Genomic DNA, 22008 nt, shown 5'->3' with positions numbered 1-22008 from the left:
TTTGAATTGTATATTCTGTTTATTGAATTTACTTTTATTATGATTAAGTTGTTTTTGAATGTAGGTAAATGGAAATATTAGGCATAAAAAAAGAGGAGCTATTAAAGCTCCTCTTCTTATATCTTTTCAGATGATGATTATTTGTTCACGATCATTTTACGTGTAACGTTTGATTCACCAGCTGTAATGTTTAAGTAATAAACTCCGTTAGCGAAAGAAGAACCATCGATAGTGATTTGGTGATCACCAGCAATTGTGTTTCCTTCGTTTACATTCAACATAACTTTACCAGTCATGTCAACTACTGAGTAAGAAACATCAGCTGCTTCTTTCAAGTTGAACTGAACTGTAGTCTCAGTTGAGAATGGGTTAGGGAAGTTTTGAGTTACATTTAAGTTAGATAACTCATTGTTCTCTACATTCAATGTTGGATCAAAGTTCATACGGATAACTGGAGTAGATAAAGTATAGTACCAAGTAGTTTCATCTGGGTAATAAACAAATGAAGTTTGTGCAGCACTAGCTCCAGCAGTAGCTACTGAGAAGTCAGTATCAAAACATTTAACCGAAACTAAGTAAGTCTCACCAGCTACTAAATCAACTGGAGTGTCAAATACTAATGTGTGGTATGTTCCTTCATCACCAGAAACAACTGTATATGGCATTGTCTCACCATTAGCAATTGGGTCTAAGTTTGAGTCAAAAATCTCACCATAAACTTCTGAACCTTCAGAAATAACATCACCAAATTGGAAGTCAATTCCTGTTAATGATTGGTCTGTATAGATGTCATACAAAGTACCTGGTTGTAATTCTCTTGGAGATGGAGTTGCATTAGATCCTGTCATACGACCGTAAACTGTTCCCATTTCAGCTTGAGTTGAAGTATCTCTAGCATAGATGTTAGTCCCAACTGTGAAAGTGTAAGATTCTAACATGTTGTTAGAAGGTACATCATCTGTGTTGTCATAAGTAATTGAGTAATCAATTTGGTAGTTTCCAGCTCCTGATGGAGTAAAGTCTGAATTTACCGCAACTGAATCATCACCACCTGCAACGATAGCTACTGGTGTAGAAGTTGAAGAATAGTTACCAGCAATAACCTCCTCTGCGTTTAAAACAACGTTAGTTTGATCAGACGAACCTTGGTTGTTCAATACTACTGCAGATCCGATTGGTGCAATTTGAGTAACTGGGATTTGAGTGTAAAATAATCCAGCAGTACCATAGTTAAGACCACTCGTAGCGATATCGTGATCAGCTAAACTTGAGATTTGTACATCATCAACCATCCAAGCGTAACCTGAACCATATTGGTTGTCAGTACTTGTGTTCTCCCATCTAAATCTTACTCTTACATCTGAAGAGTTGTTTACGTTAAAGTTAACGAATTTTTCAGTTTCAGTAGCATATGTATTTACTACGATTCCTGCGTTAACATCAACTGTTTGTTCCCAAGTTAAACCACCATCTAAACTGATTTCAACGTATGTTACATCATCGTTAAATGCACGGTATTCTTGGTGAAAGTTAACTGTAATTTGTGAATGAGCTGAACAGTCAACACTTGTGTTAGACTCAACCCATGAATTTTGTACATCAACAGAACCTGCTAACAAGAACTGAACTCCTTCGAAAAATGCAAAACCATTTGTTGCAGTTGGAGAAGTAATTACTGAATAGTAGTTTGGGTTTGGAAGGTCAGCCTCAACACCAATGTCAAATGTACCTTGTTGACCAGAGTTACCAATTGTCCATGTAGTTTCATCAGAAAAGTCGTCTGACCATAAACTTACACCTGGAGCTTTAGTTACACCATTATTATTAGAAATTGCTTTCTTAGTACTTTTGGTAAAGTGAGAAGGCGCTTCCTGTACAACTTGATTAAAAGCAAATGAAGATGCTCCTAAAAAAGCTGCCATTACGTAAATCTTTTTCATAATATTATCTTTTAATTTTTAACAAATATATAAAATTAATTGCTATTAAAATAATTTTACCCTTGTTTTAAATCGTTAAAAAAACTATAATTCAATAGGAAATTGTACTTTCGTAAAGTTTTTAACAATAACTAGATTACATGTATTTATATCAAAAACTATTTCTTTTAGGATTGCTTTTTTTTGTCAGTTCTAAAGAAGTTTTCGCTCAAAAGAAAATTATTGACCATACCGTTTATAACGAATGGAAATCTCTAAGAAATCAAGAAGTTTCTGCAAAAGGTAATTTTGTTTCATATGAAATAAATCCTCACCGAGGAGACGGAAAATTAGTCCTTTTTGATGTTAAAAACAATAATTACAAGGAGTTTAATAAAGGTAGTAAAGCACAGTTTTCTTTCAATGAAGAAGTCCTCACGTATGTTGTCGACCCAGGGTTTGATACAACGCGTTATATGAAGTTGAACGACGTTAAAAAAGAGAATAGAACTAAAGACACGCTTGGTATTTACTTTATTCAAAAAGATAGTTTAGTGTTTGTTCCTGAACTTATTGATTACGCGATTCCTGAAAAAGGAAACTATCTTGCTTTTCTTATAGAAGAAGAGGACGTTGAAAAGGAAGAGAAATCAGGATTTTTTGGACTGTTCAAGAAAGAGGTCGAGGTAAATAATGAAGGTAATACACTTTATGTTATTGACCTCGTGTCAGGGAAAAAGGAATACTTTAATAACGTGACGGATTTTCACTTTAATAAAAATGGGACACATTTATTTATAGTTAAAGGGAAAAAAGAAAATGGAGAGCTTGTCTCAACAATAAGTTTATATGACCTAAAATCAGAGAAAGGGAAAAAGCTAGTCACAAACTTTACGGAGATTGCAGATTATACCTTTAGTGATAAAGGAAATGAATTTGCTTTTATGGCTTCAACTGATTCTTCTAAGGAAATACGTCTTTTTGATATCTATCAATGGAATGTGAATAAAGATGTGCCTAATATTGTTGTTCCTAAGGATAGTAGTTACTTGCCAGAAGGATTAACTCCAGCTCCTAAAGGAAGTATTTATTTTTCTTTAGATGAGTCAAAACTGTTCTTTGGTTTGAGAGAAATGCCGGAAGAAGAAGCAGAAGATACACTGTTGAAAAGTGAAAAAGCAGTACTTGATGTATGGCATTATAAAAATAATCGTTTACAACCACAGCAATTAAAGGAGTTAAGAAGAGACCAAAATAGAAGTTTCCGTTCTGTTTATGACTTGAATAAAAATTCATTTGCACAACTTGATTCTGATACCTTGAATATACGTTTGCTAGATCAAGGAAATAGTAATTATGCTTTGGGGTATTCTAATGAACAATATGCCTACGCTAATAATTGGAGATTTCCTTGGCCAAACGATTATTATCGTGTGAATATTGAAAATGGTGAAAAGGAATTGATTAAATCTAAAATTCCTTATTCTATTGGCTTAAACCCTGAAGGGTCAATATTTACTTACTTCAATAGCGAAGAAGGAAATTTCTATTCCTTTAACTTAGAAACAAAAGTAGAAACTTGTATGACGTGTAATCTTCAAGATTCTACAATCAATTGGAAAAGCGATATCAATGGAATGCCTTTTAATGCTGGGCCAGAAGGCTCACCAGGATATTTAAGTGATAATGAAATTATTTTGTATTCAGAATATCATATTTGGACTTACGATTATGTGACTTCAACATTAAAACCAATTACGAAAAAGGAAGAGAATCTTTCTAATATGGTGTACAGACTTCGTAAAATGAACTACGATAGTACTTTCATTTCTTTTGATGAGTCATATATTATCGGTGTTGATCAAGATTCGAAAGATGAATTTGTGTATTCTTATGTTGATGATAGATTGAGTCCTCATTTGGTGAAGTGGTTTGAAACAGATCATAAAATTACTTCAATTATAAAGGCTGAAGAAAGTGATGTTTTAACTTTCAGACAAATGTCAACAATTGATTATCCGGAAATTTATTTGACAAACACAAAGTTCGAAAATCCATTAAAAATCTCTGAAACAAATCCACAGCAATCTGAATACAATTGGGCAACAGTGGAGCAAGTAGAGTGGGAATCTTACAATGGAGAAAAATTGGATGGACTACTTTATAAGCCAGAAGATTTCGATTCAACAAAGTCTTATCCTTTGCTTGTGTATTTCTATGAAATGTACAGTGATAAAAAGAACTATCACTACATTCCAAAGCCAACAGCGTCAATTATTTTTGCAACGGAATATGCATCTGCTGGGTATTTGGTATTTATTCCGGATATTCGTTATGAAGAAGGTCATCCAGCGAAAAGTGCATACAATAGTATCATGAGTGGAACAGATAAGATTTTGGAATTGTATCCTAATGTAGACAGTACACGCATGGGATTACAAGGTCAGTCTTGGGGTGGTTACCAAACTGCTCAATTAATTACGATGACAGATCGTTACGCTGCAGCAATGGCTGGTGCTCCAGTAAGTAATATGTTTTCTGCTTATGGTGGAATTCGTTGGGGAAGTGGATATAACAGAGCATTTCAATATGAACATACACAAAGTAGAATTGGTAAAACCATTTGGGAAGCTCCTGAATTGTATATCGAGAACTCACCTTTATTTGGAATTCCAAATATCGAAACACCACTTTTAATTATGCATAATGACAATGACGGTGCTGTTCCGTGGTATCAAGGAATTGAAATGTTTACAGGAATGAAGCGTTTAAACAAACCTGTTTGGATGTTAAATTATAACGGAGACCAGCACAATTTAATGGATAATGCCAACCGTATGGATTTAAGTATTCGTATGCGTCAATTCTTTGATTATTTTTTACAAGGAAAGCCTGCTCCAAAATGGTTAATTGATGGTGTACCTGCTGTAGATAAAGGAAAAAATTACGGACTAGAGAATTACGAAAATAGATAATTACGAATTGGGGGAGTGCAATTCGTAATTAAAACATTCGTAATTCGTAATTATCTATTTTCGTAATTGATTCCCTATCTTTGTAGCCTAGAAAAATTGAATTCAATGAATAATAAACAGAAATATACTGTAACAGCTGCTTTGCCTTATGCAAATGGACCAATTCACTTAGGCCACGTGGCTGGTGTTTACTTACCTGCTGATATCTTCGTGCGATTTCTAAAGCATAAACAACATGATGTTGCTTTTATTAGTGGAAGTGATGAGCATGGTGCTGCAATTACATTAAGAGCGAAAAAAGAAGGTATTACGCCACAAGCAATTGTAGATAAATACAATAAAATTATTTCTGATTCATTCGAGAAATTTGATATTCAATTTGATATTTTCGATAGAACAACTACTGCTACACATAAAGAAACTGCACAAGATTTCTTTAAAGTTTTAAATGATAAAGGTGCGTTTACTCAAAAAACAACAGAGCAGTATTTTGATGAAGAACATCAACAGTTTTTAGCGGATAGATATATTTCTGGAGAATGCCCTAAATGTGGTAACCCTGGTGCTTACGGAGATCAATGTGAAAAATGTGGTAGCGCATTAAGTCCAACAGATTTAGTAAATCCTGTTTCAACTTTAAGTGGAAAAACTCCAGTTTTAAAAGAAACTTCGCACTGGTTCTTGCCAATGGAACGCCATGAAGACTGGTTGAGAGAATGGGTTAAAGAAGGTAAACTTGAAGGAATAGTTCAACATGATCCAAAAAAATGGAGAAATCAAGTCCTTGGACAATGTTTAAGTTGGATTGATGGTGGTTTACATCCACGTGCTATGACCAGAGATTTGGATTGGGGAATTCCTGTTCCTGTTGAAGGTGCCGATGGAAAAGTACTTTATGTTTGGTTGGATGCTCCAATTGGATATATTTCTGCAACGAAAGACTGGGCAAAAGCAAACAATAAAGATTGGAAAGACTATTGGACGGGTGACCGTAAATTGGTTCACTTTATAGGAAAAGACAACATTGTTTTCCATGCGATCATTTTCCCGATTTTATTGAAAGAGCACGGTGAGTTTATCTTACCAGACAATGTTCCAGCCTCAGAATTCTTGAACTTGGAAGGAGATAAATTCTCAACTTCAAGAAATTGGGCGGTTTGGTTACACGAATATTTAGAAAGACATCCCGAAAAAGTGGATGAATTGAAATATACTTTAACTTCAATTGCGCCAGAAAGTAAAGACAGTGAATTTACTTGGGTTGATTTCCAATCGCGTGTAAATAATGAATTGGCCGATGTATTGGGGAACTTTGTAAACCGAGCTTTGGTATTGACCAACAAATATTATGATGGTGTTGTTCCAGCATTGGGAGAACTAACAGCAGAAGATCAAAAAGTGATTGATGCAATGAAAGAAGTTCCTTCAAAGGTGGAAGAATTACTTTACAATTATAAAATTAGAGAAGCACAAAGTGAGGTGATGGCCTTGGCAAGAATTGGTAATAGATACTTGGCAGAAACAGAGCCTTGGAAAGTGATTAAAACGGATCCAAAGCGTGTTGAAACGATTTTAAACCTTTCATTGCAGATTGTTGCTAACCTTTCTATTCTCTTCGATCCTTTTATTCCTGGGACATCAGCGAAGTTAAGAGGCTTTTTGAATATGGAAGCATTCAAATGGGAGCAAACAGGTTCAATTGAACTACTTCCTGCCGGAACAAAAACGAATAAACCTTCAATTCTTTTCCCGAAAATCGATGATGAATTTATAGAAAAGGAGAAAGAAATATTGGCTGCATCTCAAAAAGAAAATGAGTCAATAGAAGAAGTTGAAGCCGAAGATGAAAAAGTTGTAGCACCTCAAAAAGAGGATATTCAATTTGATGAATTCTTGAAGATGGATATCCGTGTTGGAAAAATTCTTTCAGCGAAGAAAGTAAAGAAAGCGGATAAACTTTTAGAATTGTTAGTTGATACAGGCTTAGATCAAAGAACAATTGTTTCTGGAATTGCAAAACAATTTGATGCAGAAGAAATCATCGGTAAGAAGGTTTCTGTATTAATGAATTTACCGCCAAGAAAATTACGTGGCGTAACTTCAAACGGAATGATCTTAATGGCTGAAGACGATAAAGGAAACTTAAACTTTATTGCGCCAGGAGAAGACATGGAAGTTGGTGCGGAAATAAGATAGTTTTTGCCTAGAATTTCCATTAGCTGCATTGCAAATGTTTTGGAAATTCTAATTCAAAAATATGGTTAGCTCATAATTGTTTAGGGCAATTGATTATCGACAAGAGTAGTTTAATCATTTTTTATCCCTTTTGGACGAACAGCTTTTTCTACAAGAGCCATTCCTTGATCGGCAACAAGTGCTAGTATTGCGGCTGGAATAGCACCTCGTAAAATTAAATCGTTGTCGTTTAGGGTGATTCCCGTAATAATGGAATCTCCAAGACCTCCAGCACCAATAAATGCTGCTAAAGTCGCAGTTCCTATATTGATGGTTAAAGCGGTTCTGATACCAGCCATAATCATTTCCATGGCTAGGGGTAGTCTTACTTTTAAAAGTATTTGTCGATTGGTCATTCCCATCGCTTTTCCTGCTTCTATGAGGATGGGATCCGTTGTATTTAAGCCTGTGTAGGTATTTCTTACAATAGGCAATAATGCATATAACAATAGCGCTATGATTGCTGGTGTAAAGCCGATACCAAATAAAGGAATCATAAATCCAAGCAGTGCCAAAGAAGGAATGGTTTGTATAATTCCAGTTATCGATAATATAAAAGCGGCTATTCTTTTACGTCCAGTAATCAACACAGCGAGTGGAATAGCCAATATGATAGCCAAGAAGGTTGCGAGAAAAGTCAATTGAATATGCTCGATGGTTTGTGAAATGATAGGATGTAAACTTTTACTTTCTGATTTCTTATTCACAATTCCTTGGCCAGACAAAAAATGAAAAGCGATGTCGGAAATGGATTTTTTCTCAATTTCATATTGATAATTCAGCGCTTGCATTTGCTCTGCATCGAGTAGATTCTCTAATTGGTCAATTGCTACTTTTAATTTTGGATAAGTCGCCAATGTACTTTTCTTGATTAAAGGAAATGCACTATAATCAGGAAAGAAACTTTTGTCATCTTTTAATGCTTGAAAATTGTAAGCAGCCAATCTTCCGTCTGTGCTGTAGGCATCTGTAATGTCAATTTGGTTTTCCTCAAGGGCCTTATAAGCGAGACCGTGATCAATTCCACGAGGAGCGGATAAATGAAGTTGATAAAACCGATTGAGTCCTAAGAAGCCATCTTCGCGTTTAATAAATTCATTACTGAAACCTAATTTTAGATCATCTCTGTTCTTTAAATCTGAAATTTTATTTAGTTGGAGATTTTTCTGACTGATGATAACATAGCTATTACTGAAACCGAGTGTTGGACCTGCGGTAAATGCATGATGTTGGTCAACTTCTTTGGCGATATAGTTATAAATTTCAAGAGGAGATTGTCCTTCATATTTCTCTTTTAAAATTGCGGTGAGAACCGTACCTGTATATTCCGGGTAGAGGTCTATTTCACCATTGCTTAAAGCCTCAAAACAAATTAAAGTTCCTCCGAGACCAAATTGTCGATTGACCTTTAAATCGGTATTCTGTTCTATGGTTTGAGCGAAAATTTCTCCTAATAAACGTGATTCTGGATGATTTTTTGATCCTATTGTAATGCTTTGAGTCCAACTTTGTTTTGCAAAAAGGAGTAGCATAAAAAGCGAAATAAGTTTCAGCGGATTAATCATAATCTGTCGATATAAATTGCTTAACAAAATCGTTGGCAGGATGATTTCTAATTTCTTCTGGAGTTCCGATTTGAATTGCTTTCCCTTGATTTAGTATGAGAACACGATCGCCCAATAGATAAGCTTCTTTAACATCATGGGTAACAAAAATGCTTGTGGTATTTAATTTATCTTTTAAACGTATGACCTCTTGCTGTAATTCTCCTTTGGTTATGGGATCTAATGCTGAAAAGGGTTCATCGAATAATACTAAATCTGGAAAAGCGGCCAATGCACGTGCGATTCCAATACGTTGCTTTTCTCCACCGCTTAGTTCGGAAGGGTATCGTTTGCGATATTTTGCATGTGGCATTTGCATTAAGTTGAGTAAGGCCTCTACACGCTCGCTTATTTTATCCTTTGGCCAATTACAAAGTTGAAGTACTAATGCAATATTTTTCTCTACGGTCCAATGTGGAAATAAGGCGGGTTCTTGTAAAACATAACCTATTTGTCGGCGCAATTCAATTTCTGGAATCTCTTGAATGTTCTGACCACGAAATTTTATTTCACCTCCAGAAATGGGAATTAACCTATTTAAGGTGCGTAATAAAGTACTTTTTCCACTTCCACTCGTTCCAATGATAGACAAGGTTTCTCCTTTTTTAACCTCAAAAGAGACGTCATCTAGTGCAATAGTCTGGTTAAAGTGTTTCGATATGTTTTTGCCTTCTAAAATATGTTGTAAAGATTTATGATTCTTTAAAAGCGTATGCAATAATTCCTTCCTTTAATCCTGAAGGAGAGAAATAACAAGATGTAGCTCCAAGTTGTTCAAGTACCCATTTGGTCTTAAAAGCCGCCACGTTAATCATCTCTTTTCGGTAATCTACAATCCAAAAGTTTTCGTCTCTTTCCTTGCGGGCAGAATGCGTTAGATGCTCTAAACATTGCATTAATTCTTGCATCGGTAGCATATGACTCGTGTTTTTTGCATAAGTTGAAGTCTCATTCATCATTGAGAAAAAAGTTTCAAAACTTCCTGCTGCACCAATGAGACTATCTACATTAAGGTTTTGAAAATAGTCCTTGCTTTGATAGGCTAAAAACAATTCAATGCGTTGTAAATCTTCAGCGGATAATGGATCTGATAATTCAAATAATTGGGTAATGCGAGAAATTCCAATATTGAAACTTTTTTGGTCTTGAATTTGGCTTTTGTTCGTTACAGTGAATTCTGTGCTTCCACCGCCAATATCCATAATACATGAAGTATTTTCCTTAAAATAATGAATATTTTTCACGCCTTCGTAAACCATTTTCGCTTCTTGATTTCCGTCAATTAATTGGATTTCTAAATCGTGTTGAGCTTTAATTTCATCTAGAAATTCTTGTGCATTATTGGCATCACGTAGGGCAGATGTTCCAAAGGCTCTAATTTGTTCAGGATAAACGCCAAAAGAACGACAAGCATCTACGAAATGACTAATTGAACGATAAGCCCTGTCCATTGCTTGTTGGGTTATTTTATTAGCATTAATTCCGCCTTCTCCCAAATTCACAAAAGATTTGTCAGTATGTAAAACTTCAATCTGACCATTGTTTTTTTGAAAAACGATCAATCCAAAAGTGTTGGTTCCCAAATCTATAACAGCGCCTTTCATCATTTATTTTTTCATCCATTTAATGAGCATCTTCAACTTTAATCTGTGGTTGAATCGCAATAGTCCATTTTTATAAATTCTTCCTGCCAAAATCAACATTAAAAAAGCAGAGATGAACAGAATAGCAAGGGACAAAAACAGTTGCCATGCATTCCCGTCTTCAAATCCATTAGAAAGTTCAATCATCATCACCATTGGAGAAGTGAAAGGAATATAGCTCAACCACATCGCAAGTGTAGTGGAAGGAGAATAAACCACAAAATATCCTGATAAAATAGAAGCCAATAAGAGTAAACTTAATGGAATAATGAATTGCTGTCCATCCGATTCAGAACCCATTGAAGCTCCAATCATTGCGAAAAATGCACCGTAGAAAAGGTAAGCCCCGATGAAGAATAAGGCAAAGAACAATAACATGTTGGTGTATTGAATTTGATTGAAAATTAAATCAACGAATGGACTTTGTGTAGCCAATTCAGCGCTATAGTTGACATTGTTTACAGCATCGGCAACAAGTTCAGCACTAAACATGTCAGGGAATACAGTAGAACGGAAAATGGCCAATCCAGCGCCAACAATTAATGTCCAAACAGCAAACTGTACAATTGCAGAAAATCCAATTCCTAATACTTTACCTGTGAGGAGTTGTTTAGCGTTCACACTGGATAGTAAGACTTCGACTATTCGATTGGATTTTTCTCTTGAAACACTACGTAAGATGGTCATTCCAAACATGAAGACAAACAAAATAATTAATGCTCCAAAGCTAAATCCAACCCAACTTGCGGTGTTTGATTTTTCATTTTTTGGATCGTAGGCATCACGGAAATCAAAGTTTAAAGATTGTTTTATTTCCCTAAACTTCTCTACGGATAAATCGGTAAATTGGTCCACCATGATTTCTTCCATACGTCTTTCTACCAAAAAGATAATTTGGCGTTTTACGTGTTCAGGAAGCTTTTCCCGGTAGGTCACCATGACTTTTTTGTTACTGACAATTTTCTCGTTAATCCATACCGAAATATCATATTTCTGATATTTTTCTTGATGTGCAAATTCATCATAATCGATAAATGCATTAATGAAGAAGAAAGAAAGATTCTCCGGTGGATTTGGAGTGATTTTCGTATCAAATATTTCTTTTTTATCAAATAGAATTACATTCCATTCTTTCTTGTTCGTTGTGGTGGTGGCTAAAAAAATATAAACCATTCCCAAGACGAAAAGTGGTCCTAAGAACATCAGCCATCGGAATGACCTATTGTTGAATCGCTCTGCAATTTCACGTTTAGCTATGAGGAGAATCTTATTCACTTTCTATTTCGTTTTGAGCGTTAATAGATTTTACAAAAACGTTTTCCATACTTGGTAAAACTTCTTCAACACTAGAGATTTCGACTTGTCCAATTACAGCATTTAGCAGGTCATTGATCTTGTTTCCTTGTCTCATTTTTAGGTAAATCGTGAAAGTATCATCACTGTGAACCTCCTTGTCAATAATTTCGTATCCAGCCCAAAGTGCATTGGCAAAAGCAATCATATTTCCTTTGAATGAAATCTTGTAAATATCTTCTTTATGTTGTTGACGCAATTCATCAATGGTACCTTGTAAAACAACCTGACCTTTATTGATGAGAATGGCACGATCACAAATTTCTTCAACATTATTCATATTGTGTGTAGAAATAATAATCGACTTTCCTTTCTTTTTGAATTCGAGAAGTTCTTTACGAATTAACTCGATGTTGATAGGGTCAAATCCGCTAAAAGGCTCATCTAAAATAAGTACATCTGGTTCGTGTAGAATCGTACAAATGAACTGTACTTTTTGCGCCATTCCTTTGGAAAGTTCTTCGATCCGTTTCTTTCTCCATGCAGAAATATCAAATTTTTCTAGCCAAAAATCCATTTGAGTTTTGGTGTCAGTAGCTGACAAACCTCTTAATTTACCCAAGAATAACATTTGTTTTTCAACCGTCATGGATTGATATAAACCACGTTCTTCTGGCAAATAGCCAATATTGATGAGGTGTTGTTCTTTCATTAAATCACCATCAAAAGATACAAAACCTTTGCTGGGATTTGTAATTTTATTGATAATGCGCATTAAAGTTGTTTTCCCTGCACCATTTGGCCCAAGTAGACCGAGAATCTCACCTTTTTCTAAAGTGAAACTTACATCATCCAAGATGGTTTGGTGATGAATATATTTCGAAATGTTCTCTACGTTAATCATAATTTGTAGGGTGAAAATAATCATTCACAAGCAATAATCAACATTCGTAGATGAATTTTGACCTTAAATCGGTTTAATTGAGAAGTGTTTCGAATCAAATGATTATTCGATTTCAAAAGAGGATAACAATTTGATTTGATTGCGGTACAACAAGAGAAGATCTTCATTTTCTAATTTCTTTAATAATCTAGAAATTACAACTCTTGAAGTCGCCAAATCACGTGCTATTTCTTCATGTGAGAGATTCAATAATTTAGAGTTTGAGAGTTTCGCTTTTTGTTGCAAATAATGCTTTAATCGTTCGTCTAATTTTTGAAAAGCAATTTGATCTATGGTGTTCAACATCTCGTTAAAACGCCCTCGTATAGTACCCATTACAAAGCTTTTCCATGTAGAATATGTCATCAACCATTCGTCCATAAATTTGATTGGGATAGTTAGCATTTCCACATCCTCTTCGGCTACGGCTTTAATTTCACTAGGAAATTGTTCCATGCAGCAAGTGAAAGTCATGGCACAACTTTCTTTGGAATTTACATAATACAATAAGATTTCCTTTCCGTCCTCGTCAAGTCTTGAAACCTTTATCGTTCCTTTTGCAATTATAGGCATATTGCGCACAATTTCGCCGTAATCTAATATTACGTCACCTGCTTTGATTTCCAATTCTGAACCCACTTCTTTCATTTTTTCTAAAAGTTGAGGTTCGAACGTGTTTCTAAATTGATTAATGATGTCCATATTTCAAAAATAATCGAATTTTGGACATTTCAATAGATTTAGTTTGCTCTGTTTAATATAAGTTAAAAAGTTGAATAACTTTTCAATTGAAAAGTGCAGATTGTTAATGTATGATTTGGTTTGGTCAAACCTGTAAAAAAAATAAGACTTCTTTAGTATAAAATCTTCATTTATTGAGGTGACTAAAAGTCTTTAAAGATGATATCGTTTTCAATTTCAAAGTAATGGTAGAATAGTTAATATTTTTAGGTAAAACAGTCAACGTTTTTTAAGGTTATACAAATTTTCAATCGACAATTAATAATCAATAATTAGTAAGATGTCATTACTAATCACGATATTTGCAAAATAAATAAAGTATTATGTCGAAAATTACCACACTGAACGAATTTATCTTAGAACGTCAAAAAGACTTTCCATTTGCAACTGGAGAATTAACGAATTTATTGAATGATATTGCTGTCGCTTCTAAAATTGTGAACCGCGATGTAAATCGAGCTGGATTGGTTGATATTTTGGGAGCGAAAGGTGAAACAAACGTTCAAGGTGAGGAACAACAGAAGTTGGATGTAATTGCAGATGATGCTTTTATCGCTGCGTTTAAATCTGGAGAAGAGGTTTGTGGTATTGCTTCTGAAGAAAATGACGATTTTGTTGCTTTCGATGATGAAGCTTCAAAAAATGGAAAATACGTTGTACTTTTTGATCCTTTAGATGGATCTTCAAATATCGATGTGAATGTTTCTATTGGAACAATTTTCTCAATTTATAGAAGAGTTTCTGAACCAGGAACAAAAGCTGTAAAAGAAGATTTCTTACAAAAAGGAGCTGACCAAATCGCTGCAGGATATGTATTGTTTGGTTCCTCAACTATGCTTGTTTATACTACAGGAAAAGGTGTAAATGGATTTACATTAGATCCTTCTATCGGTGAATTTTGTTTATCGCATAAAGACATTAAATCTCCTGAAACAGGAAGAATTTATTCAATCAACGAAGGAAACCTTGACCGTTGTGATCCAGGATTAAAAGAATATGCGCAATACTGTCGTGAAGATGATTCTTCAACAGGAAGACCGTATTCAGGAAGATATATTGGTTCTTTGGTCGCTGATTTTCACCGTAATTTATTGAAAGGTGGGATTTATGTGTACCCAACAACAAACAATTGTCCAGAAGGTCGATTGAGATTGCTTTACGAATGTAATCCATTGGCATTTATTGCTGAACAAGCAGGAGGAATTGCAACAGATGGTCACCAAAGAATTATGGATATCGAGCCAAAAGAATTACACGAAAGATGTGGTTATTATGTAGGTTCGACACAAATGGTTGAAAAAGCAATGAGCTTGTTGAAACATAAAGAAGCGAAAATTACCGTTTAGTCAGAATACTAAAACAAGTAATCCTCCTCCTTTATCTCTCTCCGTCGATTGACTGAAGGGAACGAGGAAGAGGATTTTGTCTTTAAAATCATTTTTTGCAATTCAAAAACAATCATTCTATCATGAAAAAAATATATCATTTATCTTCTTGTAACACCAATCAACGCATTTTAAAAGAATTGGAGTTAGGTGACGATGTTGAATTACATGACATCAAAAAAGAAAATATTGACGAGCAAACATTGGACTTTATCAAAGAAAAAGTAGGCTCTTATGAAGCTTTATTTTCTAAAAGAGCAATGAAATATCGTTCAATGGGATTGAATGAAATGGACCTTTCAGAAGACGACTTCAAAAAATACATTTTAGAGGAATACACTTTCTTGAAAAGACCTTTTATCATTCTAGAAGATGAGGTTTTTGTTGGAAATGCGAAAAAAACTGTTGAAGCAGCAAAAAAAGCTTATCACGGGAGTTAGTTAAAATTGTTGCATTAAATGTAGGAAAGATTAAAGTTAGAAATCTAATCTTAGTTTTTAGGACTGCGCATTATGTTTAGACGAAACTTAAATGAATTGGGAACTGCTAATAATGGAGGAAGTTCCGGAGCTTGTCGAAGGAAATCACCGACATTATCAGTTTACAAGAATTTAAGATAGGAGAAACATACAGCGCTAGACTTTTTTTGCGAACTTTTTTTTGGCAATGAAAAAAAAGTGGAATGATATTGAAAATACATCTGTTAGAATATTAAATGAATAAAGTAATCCTCGCGCATATCGCGCTCTTCACCCTCAACGCCATTTATGGTGCAAATCACCTTTTAGCCAAAGGAGTAACGCCAGATTATTTAGGTCCAAGTGGATTAATTTTAGTACGCGGTGCAATTACAACCCTACTTTTTGTGGCGATTTATTTTTTATTTATTCGTGAAAAAGTTGATAAAAAAGATATCCCACTTTTAGCGGTAACAGGTTTGTTTGGTGTATGTTTGAATCAATTGTTTTTCTTTAATGGACTAGCGTTGACTTCTCCAATGAATGTGGGGATTATCATGACATCCACTCCAATTTTAGTGGTTATCTTATCCTATTTCATTCTTAAAGAAAAAATCACCAAACTCAAAGGAATTGGAGTTGTTCTGGGTGCAATTGGAGCAATAGCCTTAACAACCATAGGGAAGCAACCACAGTTTGACTCTTCGCTTGGGGATCTTTATATTTTTATCAATGCACTTTCTTTCGGAATCTATTTGGTGTTGGTAAAACCATTGATGAACAAGTACAAACCAATGACTGTGATTACTTTCAATTTTATGTTCGGCTTGGTGTTTATCATGATGTATCCTCAGGTGTGGACAGATGTTTTTGCGGCAGATTTTCAATTGTTTCCTAAAGTTATTTGGTTGAAAATTGCATTTATCGTAATCGGAGCGACCTTTTTCACCTATCTATTGAATACTTTTTCATTAAAGCATGTCTCGCCAAGTGTTAGTGGTAGCTATATCTATTCGCAACCTGTTTTGGTAATGTTCTTTACTTTTTTGTTTGCCTATATTGGTTGGACAGAAAACTTTATCGGTGCCATTAGTCTAGAAAAAATCCTTTACATGCTGATGATATTCGCTGGTGTGTTTATGATTTCGAGATCGAGTTATAATTTGAGGAGGGATCAAAAGGAGAGGGAGAGGTTGAAGAAAAAATCATGATACTGTTGGAATCGGGTGAAAGGTGCCTATCAAGACTTTAATCAGCAATGAAATTATTTATGCTCTATTTCCTAGCAAATGGTTTGCGCTGTAATGGAACGCGGTCCCGAAAACTTTCGGGAACACGGATGCAAGCAACGCGGATGCCCACGGATTTTCATCTTTGGTGAATTAGGATGGTCACGGACTTCTTGCTTCATGAATCCTATCTGTTCTCACATCTTGAGATATAATTATATATCATATTTAATAAATCCATGTTTTTTATGGAGAATTGAAGTTTAACTCTACTTTTACTGTAAAGTATCATATACTCACTTAAATGAAAAATGCGAGTTCAATGAGAGTTAGAGATATCCAATTTTATTAAGCCATGGAAATAGTAATTAGGGAAGCCGAAGAAAGGGATGTGGAAAGAATTCTTGAAATCATCAATTATGAAATTCTCAATTCAACGGTTGTTTATGATTACAAAGAAAGGACATATGATTTTCAGCTTAATTGGTTAAAGCAAAAAAAGAAAGATGGAATGCCTGTGATTGTTGCAGAGGGTGAAAATGGTGTGATTGGCTATGGAACTTTCGGGATTTTCAGACCTTTTGACGGTTATCAATTCAGTGTTGAACATTCAATATATGTGGACAAAGATTTTAGAACCCACGGAATCGGTAAACAACTTTTGCAAGGACTTATTACCTTAGCAAAGAAAGGTGGTTTTCATACAATGATTGCTGGTGTGGATGCTTCAAATGAACGCAGTATTGAATTTCACAAAAAGTTTGGATTTACAGAAGTAGGTACTTTTAAAGAAGTTGGATTTAAGTTCGAAAAATGGCTGGACTTGTTGTTTATGCAGCTTTTGTTGAAGTAAAAATCACCCAATGAATCTTTCCAAAAAGCCATTTTTAAAAGCCCTCCCAAGTGGAATGATCTTCTTGTTTTCGAGATAAATTTGATTTCCTGAGACTTTCAGCACTTTCTCTGTATTCACGATGTAGGATTTATGAACTCTTTTAAACTGTTGTTCGGGAAGCGTTTGCTCCCAATAACGCAAAGTTTCAGTAGAAAGGTGTTTGGCATTTTCTAAATGAACTTCGGTATAATCGGCATCGGACATGATATAGTTGATTTCATTAATTTTGATTCTGATGTGCTCAAAGCCACTTTTAATGAATACATCTTTTTTTGCTTGTTCATGATTTCCGTTTTCTTCTTTTGTTGTTCTAACCTTAGAAACCGCTTGAACAAAGCGTTGAAAAGAAAAGGGTTTGAGTAAATAATCGACCACATTTAATTCATAACCTTCCAGTGCAAATTCAGAAAAAGCCGTGGTAAAAATCACTTGCGGAGGATTGTTTAATGCCTTTAAAAAATCTATTCCAGATAGCTTGGGAAGGTGAATATCTAAAAACATCAAATCGACTTCGTTTTTGTTGACAAATTCCATGGCTTCAATTCCATTATTGAAAACGCCTATCAAATTTAAGCTTTCATAATCCGAAATGAATTTCTTTAAAATCCGTTGGGCTGGTAATTGATCTTCAATGATTATACATTTCATGTTTTATTAATTTAAATCAATTGTTAAATCAACAGTATAAACTTCACCGTTTCCTTCAGAGATTGTTAATTCATGTGCTTGTGGATAGAGTAATTGAAGTCGTTTTTTGACATTCGAAAGCCCAATTCCACCTTCTAAACTTGAGGTGTTTGAGGTTGAACTGTATGTATTTTGACAATGGAAACGAAGTTGGTCTTCTTCTGTTTTTTCAATATTGATATCAATCACAATGTTGTCACTTAAACTCGAAGCGCTGTGTTTAAATGCATTTTCAATAAAGACAATTAAAATTAATGGCGCAATTCGATTAGAACCAGTAATGTTTTGGGTTTTAAAATTCACTTTTGCTCGCCCTTCGATTTGAAGTTCACTTAAATTGACATAACTTTTTAATTGCTTAATCTCCTTATCGAGTGGAACATAATCGGCTTTACATTCATACAACATGTAACGCAAAACATCCGATAATTCTAGAATAATATCTGGGGTTTTTGGTGATTCTTCAACAGCATGTGCATATAAATTATTTAAGTTGTTGAACAAGAAATGCGGATTGATTTGTGACTTTAAATAGTTCAATTCGCTTTCTTTTACAGAGCTTTTCAACTCTTCAACCTTACGTTTGTTGGACAAGGCATCCCAACCAAATTTAAATCCAACCAAAACAGTTAAAGTGGGCAGAGTTCCCATTAAATTAAACATAACACCGAGGAATTTTCTTCCGCGTGTATCGGGATAATAAATCTTCTCCAAAATAGCCTCTTCAATAAAGATGACCAGCCCGACAATTACTAAGGCATAAATAATAAATGGAAGATATCGCCCTTTGTATAAAAACTTGGGAAGTAAAGCATAATTGATGACCAAAGCAGCGACAGCAAAGTTGAGATAAAAGAATAGCTTATGCGTTTCTATTACAGGATTTCGCTTCTCAAAAGCAAAAAAGATAAAAACAATTCCGTTTAAAATAATCTGGAAGATGATTTCAGAAATTGTTCTTTTATTGAGTTGTATTTTATTCATCAATGGGTAAAGATAACAAATAGAAAGTTGTGTTGAAATGCAATCTGCCAAACGACCATTTCAATCCTGTAATCGGTGAAATAAGGAAAAAAAAGCGATATTTTTTTGATTCAATGTTATTGACGGGGTCAAATATGTCGTTGAACGGATTGAATTTTTTAAACCCATTTAAACTTCCTTTTTTTGCGATTGTGAAAAGTGAAAGAATGAATAAGGTGATAAATAAGGAAAACCTTAACGGAATTGGTTTGTTGTTGTTGAGGATTTCAATTGGTTTAGCAATGTTGCTAGGGCATGGATTAGGTAAATGGTCTAATCTTATTGAAGGTGGTGAAATACAATTTGCAGATCCTTTTGGTTTTGGACCAATGACGTCAATGATCATGGCTGTTTTTGCGGAAGTGTTTTGTAGTTCCTTATTGATTTTTGGACTCTTAACCAGATGGGCCTTGATTCCATTATTGATAACTATGGCTGTTGCAACTTTTTATGTTCATTTTGCTGATGGCTTTGGAGGAATGGAAAAAGCATTTCTTTATTTCGTAGGGTTTGTTGCTTTGTTTTTTACTGGACCTGGAAAATTTTCAATTGACGCTTTAATTAAATCTAATAAATAAAATTGTGATGAGAAGTTTTATAATGTTTACACTGTTGCTTTTTGGAATGTTGAGTATTTCAAATAATGCTCTAGCGCAAGCTAAACCAACCAATGTAACAGGTTTGTTGAAAGAAAAACAAACAAAACAAGTGCTCCCATACGCAACTGTTGTGTTGAGAAGTATGGATACCAGTGAAGTGCTTTCTGGTACAACAACAGATGAAGATGGGAAATTTCAATTGTCGACAAAATCACAAGAGTTTTTAATTGAAATTAGTTTTATGGGCTATACTACTAAGTATATCTCAGATTATACAATTACTGATGGAACAGTAGATCTTGGAGAAATTAATCTCGAATCTGAAAGCCAAGCCATTGATGAAGTTGAAGTGCGTGGTGAAGTTTCAAAAACTGTTTTCAAACTTGACAAACGTGTGTTTAATGTTGGAAAAGACTTGAGCAGCACAGGAATGAGTGGTTTGGAGGTCTTAGACAATGTTCCTTCTGTAAATGTGGGAATCGATGGTGATATTACCTTGAGAGGAGGAGCTGGAGTTCAAATTTTAATCAATGGAAAACCTTCTGTCTTAGCAGATGAATCTGGAAATGCTTTAGGTACAATCACCGCCGACATGATTGAAAGTGTTGAGGTAATTACCAATGCTTCTGCAAAATATGAAGCTTCTGGAACTGCCGGAATTTTGAATATTATTTTGAAAAAAGAAGAAAAGAAAGGCTGGAATGGATCAGTAACTGCAAACACAGGATATCCCGACAATCACAGTATTGGTTTAAGTTTAAACAGAAGAACGGAGAAGTTTAATTTGTTTACTCAATTAGGCGGAGGGTATCGTAAGCAACCTAGATTTTCTGAATCTAGAAACTTCAATAAAATCACAGAGGAAACCATTTTAAGTGAAGGAGAAAACTATAGAAATGAGAAGTTCTTCAATATTACTTTGGGAACAGACTACCATATAAATGACTATAATGTGATAACGCTTTCAGGTAATTATGCTTTGGAAATGGAAGACCAACCTTCAGAAACAGATTTTTCATATTTGGACAGTAACGGAGACTTAGTTTCGAGTTGGACCAGAACTGAAGTTACGGATGCTATTAATCCTAAATGGCAATATGACTTGAATTATAAAAAGCAATTTAGAAATAACAAAGAGCATACACTTCAATTGTCAGCGCTTGGAAGCTTTTTTGGAAAAGATCAATCTTCACAATTTACTTCCAGAACTAATGCTGGTCTCGAAGAAAACAGAGACCAACGAACAGCAACTAATTTCAACAAAGTTGACTACACTTTTAAAGCCGATTACATGAATCCTATTACGGATGCATTTACCCTTGAATTAGGTTCACAGTATGTAATTAACAATGTTGGAAACGATTTTATGGTAGAAGACTATGTGGTGGATGAGTATGTTGTTGACCAAAATCAAACCAACGATTTTGAATACGAACAAAATGTATTAGGGATCTATTCTACACTTGCTTATGAAAGAGAAAAATGGGGTGTAAAAGGAGGTTTGAGAGTTGAAAACACAGAATTAAACACTTTCCTTGTAAATACGGAAGAAGAGAACAATCAAAATTTTACGGATTTCTTCCCAACGCTACATACTTCGTATAAGGTTTCAGATAAATTGTCTTTCCAGGCAGGTTACTCCAAAAGAATTTACCGTCCGAGATTGTGGGATTTGAATCCGTTCTTTAATATTTCAAACAACTACAACATTCGAGCAGGAAACCCAAATTTACTTTCTGAATACACAGATTCGTATGAAATAACAAGTATTTACAGAATTGGAAAAGCTTCATTTAGTTCGAGTCTTTACCACCAATACACAACCGATGTAATTGAGCGAGTTTCTACAATTGAAGGAAACACCGTTTATTCTCGTCCATATAATGTTGGTACAAATTCGAAAATTGGTTTTGAAACGAATGGAAAATATATTCCATCAAAATGGTTAACTATAAATGCAGATTTCAATTTTAACTATTTTGATAGAAAAGGAACATTTGAAAACCAAAATTTCAATTTTACTGGAAGTCAGTGGTCATTGCGAATGACGCCAAAATTCAAATTGAAATATGATATTGATTTAGAATTAACAGGAAGATATCAGTCGGGTTACGAGACTGTTCAAGGGGAAACATCAGCGTATGCAACACTTGATATTGGAGTAAGAAAAAAGATTTTAAAAGGGAAAGTAATGCTAAACTTGTCTGTAAGAGATGTTTTCCAATCCCGTATTCGAGAAAACTTTGTGAGTCAAGAAACTTTTGAAAACTACAGTTACGGCGTGCGTTCGCGTCAAATTGCTTTTGGGATTAGTTACGGATTCGGAAAAGGTGAAGCGATGAATTATTCTGGAAGAAGAAGGTAGTTGTTTTACATTTA

Annotated in this window: 17 protein-coding genes; 8 read left to right on the top strand and 9 right to left on the bottom strand. The window is 34.6% G+C overall.

Annotated features, from left to right (window positions below; genetic code table 11):
* Positions 1-137: 137 nt before the first annotated feature.
* Positions 138-1940, bottom strand: a complete 1803-nt coding sequence (locus tag DXU93_RS01845; protein WP_116879536.1) for a T9SS type A sorting domain-containing protein — start codon at positions 1938-1940, stop codon at positions 138-140.
* Positions 1941-2080: 140 nt separating this feature from the next.
* Between DXU93_RS01845 and DXU93_RS01840 the strand changes: the two genes are divergently transcribed.
* Positions 2081-4894 (top strand): alpha/beta hydrolase family protein, encoded by a 2814-nt coding sequence (locus DXU93_RS01840; RefSeq protein WP_116879535.1) that lies wholly within the window; start codon positions 2081-2083, stop codon positions 4892-4894.
* Between the two features lie 105 nt (positions 4895-4999).
* On the top strand, positions 5000-7090 hold the full coding sequence (gene metG, locus DXU93_RS01835) for a methionine--tRNA ligase (protein ID WP_116879534.1): 2091 nt from the start codon (positions 5000-5002) through the stop codon (positions 7088-7090).
* 110 nt (positions 7091-7200) lie between these two features.
* On the opposite strand, the gene DXU93_RS01830 is transcribed toward metG, so the two are convergent.
* The 6 genes from DXU93_RS01830 to DXU93_RS01805 all read right to left on the bottom strand — a co-directional run bounded on the left by DXU93_RS01830 (position 7201) and on the right by DXU93_RS01805 (position 13314).
* Positions 7201-8694 carry a glycine betaine ABC transporter substrate-binding protein gene (locus DXU93_RS01830; RefSeq protein ID WP_116879533.1) on the bottom strand — a complete coding sequence of 498 codons (1494 nt, stop codon included), beginning with the start codon at positions 8692-8694 and terminating at the stop codon, positions 7201-7203.
* Positions 8687-9451, bottom strand: a complete 765-nt coding sequence (locus tag DXU93_RS01825; RefSeq protein WP_116879532.1) for an ATP-binding cassette domain-containing protein — start codon at positions 9449-9451, stop codon at positions 8687-8689. The genes DXU93_RS01830 and DXU93_RS01825 overlap by 8 nt, the downstream gene beginning before the upstream one ends.
* Entirely contained in the window at positions 9426-10340 is a 915-nt protein-coding gene (locus tag DXU93_RS01820; protein ID WP_116879531.1) for a Ppx/GppA phosphatase family protein, read from the bottom strand. Before DXU93_RS01820 ends, DXU93_RS01825 begins: the two co-directional genes overlap by 26 nt.
* The gene (locus tag DXU93_RS01815) at positions 10341-11651 is read right to left on the bottom strand and encodes an ABC transporter permease (RefSeq protein WP_123776017.1); all 1311 of its coding nucleotides are present in this window, start codon (positions 11649-11651) and stop codon (positions 10341-10343) included.
* Positions 11644-12573 carry an ABC transporter ATP-binding protein gene (locus tag DXU93_RS01810; protein WP_116879529.1) on the bottom strand — a complete coding sequence of 310 codons (930 nt, stop codon included), beginning with the start codon at positions 12571-12573 and terminating at the stop codon, positions 11644-11646. The genes DXU93_RS01815 and DXU93_RS01810 overlap by 8 nt, the downstream gene beginning before the upstream one ends.
* Before the next feature lie 102 nt (positions 12574-12675).
* A complete protein-coding gene (locus DXU93_RS01805) occupies positions 12676-13314 on the bottom strand; it encodes a Crp/Fnr family transcriptional regulator (protein ID WP_116879528.1) in 639 nt (212 codons plus the stop codon).
* 362 nt (positions 13315-13676) lie between these two features.
* On the opposite strand from DXU93_RS01805, the gene fbp reads away from it, so the two are divergent.
* From fbp to DXU93_RS01785, 4 genes are all read left to right on the top strand, one after another.
* Entirely contained in the window at positions 13677-14699 is a 1023-nt protein-coding gene (gene fbp / locus DXU93_RS01800) for a class 1 fructose-bisphosphatase (protein WP_116879527.1), read from the top strand.
* Between the two features lie 122 nt (positions 14700-14821).
* On the top strand, positions 14822-15178 hold the full coding sequence (locus DXU93_RS01795) for an arsenate reductase family protein (protein ID WP_116879526.1): 357 nt from the start codon (positions 14822-14824) through the stop codon (positions 15176-15178).
* A gap of 275 nt (positions 15179-15453) precedes the next feature.
* A complete protein-coding gene (locus DXU93_RS01790; RefSeq protein WP_116879525.1) occupies positions 15454-16407 on the top strand; it encodes a DMT family transporter in 954 nt (317 codons plus the stop codon).
* A 373-nt stretch (positions 16408-16780) separates the two neighbouring features.
* On the top strand, positions 16781-17278 hold the full coding sequence (locus DXU93_RS01785) for a GNAT family N-acetyltransferase (RefSeq protein ID WP_116879524.1): 498 nt from the start codon (positions 16781-16783) through the stop codon (positions 17276-17278).
* Positions 17279-17281: 3 nt separating this feature from the next.
* On the opposite strand, the gene DXU93_RS01780 is transcribed toward DXU93_RS01785, so the two are convergent.
* Together DXU93_RS01780 and DXU93_RS01775 are read right to left on the bottom strand one after the other, a co-directional pair.
* Positions 17282-17968, bottom strand: coding sequence for a LytR/AlgR family response regulator transcription factor (locus tag DXU93_RS01780; RefSeq protein WP_116879523.1), 687 nt, complete (start codon positions 17966-17968; stop codon positions 17282-17284).
* Positions 17969-17974: 6 nt separating this feature from the next.
* Positions 17975-19042, bottom strand: coding sequence for a sensor histidine kinase (locus tag DXU93_RS01775; protein WP_240623404.1), 1068 nt, complete (start codon positions 19040-19042; stop codon positions 17975-17977).
* 155 nt (positions 19043-19197) lie between these two features.
* Between DXU93_RS01775 and DXU93_RS01770 the strand changes: the two genes are divergently transcribed.
* Together DXU93_RS01770 and DXU93_RS01765 are read left to right on the top strand one after the other, a co-directional pair.
* Positions 19198-19608 carry a DoxX family protein gene (locus DXU93_RS01770; protein WP_116879820.1) on the top strand — a complete coding sequence of 137 codons (411 nt, stop codon included), beginning with the start codon at positions 19198-19200 and terminating at the stop codon, positions 19606-19608.
* Between the two features lie 7 nt (positions 19609-19615).
* Positions 19616-21994, top strand: coding sequence for an outer membrane beta-barrel family protein (locus DXU93_RS01765; protein WP_116879521.1), 2379 nt, complete (start codon positions 19616-19618; stop codon positions 21992-21994).
* Positions 21995-22008: the final 14 nt, after the last annotated feature.

It is taken from the genome of Brumimicrobium aurantiacum (genome assembly GCF_003402975.1).
Classification (GTDB): domain Bacteria; phylum Bacteroidota; class Bacteroidia; order Flavobacteriales_D; family Crocinitomicaceae; genus Brumimicrobium; species Brumimicrobium aurantiacum.
The sequence above is the reverse complement of the archived record's forward strand: the minus strand, read 5'-3'. Positions and strand labels throughout refer to the sequence as shown.

Excerpts from the sequence above, each read along its gene's own strand:
- DXU93_RS01845 (WP_116879536.1), bottom strand. The coding sequence starts at position 1,940 with ATGAAAAAGATTTACGTAATGGCAGCTTTTTTAGGAGCATCTTCATTT.
- DXU93_RS01840 (WP_116879535.1), top strand. The coding sequence starts at position 2,081 with ATGTATTTATATCAAAAACTATTTCTTTTAGGATTGCTTTTTTTTGTC.
- metG (WP_116879534.1), top strand. The coding sequence starts at position 5,000 with ATGAATAATAAACAGAAATATACTGTAACAGCTGCTTTGCCTTATGCA.
- DXU93_RS01830 (WP_116879533.1), bottom strand. The coding sequence starts at position 8,694 with ATGATTAATCCGCTGAAACTTATTTCGCTTTTTATGCTACTCCTTTTT.
- DXU93_RS01820 (WP_116879531.1), bottom strand. The coding sequence starts at position 10,340 with ATGATGAAAGGCGCTGTTATAGATTTGGGAACCAACACTTTTGGATTG.
- DXU93_RS01810 (WP_116879529.1), bottom strand. The coding sequence starts at position 12,573 with ATGATTAACGTAGAGAACATTTCGAAATATATTCATCACCAAACCATC.
- DXU93_RS01805 (WP_116879528.1), bottom strand. The coding sequence starts at position 13,314 with ATGGACATCATTAATCAATTTAGAAACACGTTCGAACCTCAACTTTTA.
- fbp (WP_116879527.1), top strand. The coding sequence starts at position 13,677 with ATGTCGAAAATTACCACACTGAACGAATTTATCTTAGAACGTCAAAAA.
- DXU93_RS01795 (WP_116879526.1), top strand. The coding sequence starts at position 14,822 with ATGAAAAAAATATATCATTTATCTTCTTGTAACACCAATCAACGCATT.
- DXU93_RS01790 (WP_116879525.1), top strand. The coding sequence starts at position 15,454 with ATGAATAAAGTAATCCTCGCGCATATCGCGCTCTTCACCCTCAACGCC.
- DXU93_RS01785 (WP_116879524.1), top strand. The coding sequence starts at position 16,781 with ATGGAAATAGTAATTAGGGAAGCCGAAGAAAGGGATGTGGAAAGAATT.
- DXU93_RS01780 (WP_116879523.1), bottom strand. The coding sequence starts at position 17,968 with ATGAAATGTATAATCATTGAAGATCAATTACCAGCCCAACGGATTTTA.
- DXU93_RS01770 (WP_116879820.1), top strand. The coding sequence starts at position 19,198 with ATGAATAAGGTGATAAATAAGGAAAACCTTAACGGAATTGGTTTGTTG.
- DXU93_RS01765 (WP_116879521.1), top strand. The coding sequence starts at position 19,616 with ATGAGAAGTTTTATAATGTTTACACTGTTGCTTTTTGGAATGTTGAGT.